We start from the raw sequence: 2197 nt of genomic DNA, 5'->3' as shown, positions 1-2197 counted from the left end.
GCGGATCTCCGTCGTCCCGCGCACCGTCAAACCCCTCGGCCTCGAACAACCGCGCCGCGGTCTCTTCGATCTTCGCCTTCAGCGGCTCCCCGGCGCTGCCGAGATCCCCGGTCTCCACCTGCAGCCCAGCCCGCGCACGCGCGGGCCCCGGCTCGGGCGCGACCATCATCCGCCCGACCAGCCGCGGGGCCAGCTGCTCGGAGGCGTGGGTCATACCTGGCATCCCGATCGTCACCACGCTCAAGAGCAGTGATCTCATGGACGCAGCGTTGATCGGGCGGCCGTCGACAACCAGGGAAGATTTGTCGCCTCGATCAGCGGGATGTTCGAGTTCAGAGCCGGTCAGCCCCGGCGAAATCGGCAGCCCCTTCGGTGTTTGGTCGGACGTCCCCGTCGATGTCGGTCGACGGATCAGTCATGACCCACGACGCCGCGGACTCGACCGCTACCGGGTAGCCGTTCACTGCCAAATGGAAGTCCCCCTGATTGTACCCTGGAACAAACCAGGTCGTGCTCATGTCACCGAGCATGACATTATCACTCACCGCCATCTCTAGTGCACTGGAACTCACTTCGATACCCGGGCAGTCGAGTTCCATCTCAGCCGAACGGGAGACCAAGAGCGAATTGCGAATGCTCGACCCATTCCCGTCACCGCACGTCAAAGCGGCAGACCCCCCGAAGCCGGCGAAGATCGTCGAATACAGTATCGAGACTGTTCCGTTTGCGATCTCCACCGCGAGCGTATCGCTGACATCTCCCCCCAAGAAGCTGTTCGTCACAACAAGGGAGCCGCCGCTCGCTACTGAGATCGCACCGCCTGCATTGTTTGTGACCATACACCGCTGAATCCAGGCCTGCCCCTGAAACACCTCGATGCCGTGCGTGACGGCAGCTTCGATTCGAACACCCGCCAAGTACACGGTGGCGTTATTCACTTGCAACGCAAAGTTCTCAACCCCGTCCGACCACTTTGGCCGCTCGATCGCGCCTTCTCCCACAATCGCTACAGTCCGACCGCTCTGAATGGTCAAAGACTCCTCATAGGTGTTCCCAGGGGTATCGCGGACGATAATTGTCCCCTTTTCGTTTGCACCGATCTTGCCCAGCGCCACCAGCAAATCACAAAGCGGGGCGTCACTCGACCCTGGGCCGGCGTTCGAACAAGTATCGTCGTCGTTGTCCACATACCAAACCCGGTCAATCGGCATACAAGTTCCAACCGCAATCTCACAAGCGCTCCCCGGACACTGGTCGTGCTCAGTACACGGCACACAAACATTCGCCTGGCACGCCGGCATCTCCGCCGGACAAGCCGACACATCATCGTCCGTACACTCCACACAAGCCCCACCCGCATCACAAACAGGCGTCGCCGGGTACGCCTCCGGACAACTCACCCCCATCGCATCCCCACAGGGCACGCAAGCCCCACCGTCGCACAATGGAGTCTCCACCGAACACTCATCGCTCGCCGTGCACATCGGCCCGGTGTCGCCATCGCCATCGCCGTCGCCGTCGCCATCGCCGTCACCATCACCCGTCGGGTCCCCGTCACCATCGCCGGTCGGATCGCCATCTCCGTCCCCGGCGATGTCGCTGCACTCGTCCGAACCCTTCCCGTCGCAATACCAGCATCCGGCAGGCTCCTCCTCCATGCACCCGTCGATCGTGGGCATCACACAACTGTTGTCAGAGCAGAACGGCTTCGCGGCCCCGTACTTGTTAACACAGTAGCTGTCGCCCCCCCCGTTGTAGCAATGGTCAGGGTTCTCCTCCACACAACCCGACGCCGACGGCAAGAACGCTCCGATGACGAAGCCCAGACCGAGGATGACTACTTGACGGGAATTCACACGTCGATTGTCCAACGACTGCCTTCATCGGTCAAGCGCTGGTGCAGGTCCGGTTGGCAACTTGCGTCCGTCGAGCAGCAAATCGATACCAATCGAAATTTCACCACTGGCACGGCGATCAAAACGCGATGCCCACGCCGTGGGGTCGCACGCGAGCCTTCTTGCTGGAACGACTCTTCGCCCGCTGCTTCTTCCGCTTGTTGACGTCCACCGCGATCACCACCACACCCGCAATTAAAGCCGCCCCGCCGATCGACAGAACCACATTCCCAGGCGTTCGATAGTTTGTACGGTCCAGAAAGTCGGGTGCACGCGGCTCCACCCCCCGGACCGCAAACGCC

3 protein-coding genes are annotated in these 2197 nt (G+C 61.8%); all 3 read right to left on the bottom strand.

Annotation, left to right across the window (positions count from 1 at the left end):
- The coding region (locus ENSA7_RS41180; RefSeq protein WP_146158743.1) for a hypothetical protein at positions 1-259 on the bottom strand (259 nt) is incomplete at its 3' end.
- A 73-nt stretch (positions 260-332) separates the two neighbouring features.
- Positions 333-1856 (bottom strand): hypothetical protein, encoded by a 1524-nt coding sequence (locus ENSA7_RS41175; protein WP_106094919.1) that lies wholly within the window; start codon positions 1854-1856, stop codon positions 333-335.
- 118 nt (positions 1857-1974) lie between these two features.
- A partial coding sequence (locus tag ENSA7_RS45225) for a hypothetical protein (RefSeq protein WP_219908158.1) occupies positions 1975-2197 on the bottom strand: 223 nt, incomplete at its 5' end.

Source organism: Enhygromyxa salina, from assembly GCF_002994635.1.
Taxonomy (GTDB): Bacteria; Myxococcota_A; Polyangia; order Nannocystales; family Nannocystaceae; genus Plesiocystis; species Plesiocystis salina_B.
Note: the sequence above shows the minus strand (reverse complement) of the source record. Positions and strands in the feature narration are given on the sequence as shown.